Consider the following 452-nt stretch of genomic DNA (forward strand, 5'->3'; position numbering starts at 1 on the left):
GTCGGTGAACGGGCCGTAGAGCGTGGCCGTACCGGTCGCGTCGCCCCCCGGCAGGAAGCCGGTGAGCGTGATCTCGTCGCTCAGCTTCACGGCCGCGGGCTTGCCGCCCTTGGCCACCTTCATCGCGACCTTCTTGTCGGCGCGCGTGGCGAGCACCGGGGCGCCCAGCGGGCCGGTCGCAGTGGTGAGCGTGTTGCTCTGCTCGGTCACCCGCGTCGGCACCTGGCCGCCACGCGTCGGGCCCTGGTAGGTCACCGACGCGGTGTTCTCGACACCGCCGCGCACCACGTCGTCGTGCGTGATCGTGTACGTCGCCGTGAACGCCGCCTGCCCGCCCGGGGCGATCGTCGCCACGCTCGCCGGGGCGACCGCCGAGAGACCCGGAAGGGCGTCGGTGACCGAGACGTCGTGCGCCGTGGCCTTGCCGTGGTTGGTCACGGTGAAGGTGTAGG

At 72.6% G+C, this 452-nt stretch carries 1 protein-coding gene; it reads right to left on the reverse strand.

The features are described 5' to 3' along the window. Positions 1–452, reverse strand: a 452-nt coding sequence (locus D7X12_RS41950) for a CLIPPER-2 domain-containing protein (protein WP_147444032.1), incomplete at both ends; no start/stop codon positions are given.

Origin of the sequence: Corallococcus sicarius (genome assembly GCF_003611735.1) — a bacterium.
GTDB lineage: Bacteria > Myxococcota > Myxococcia > Myxococcales > Myxococcaceae > Corallococcus > Corallococcus sicarius.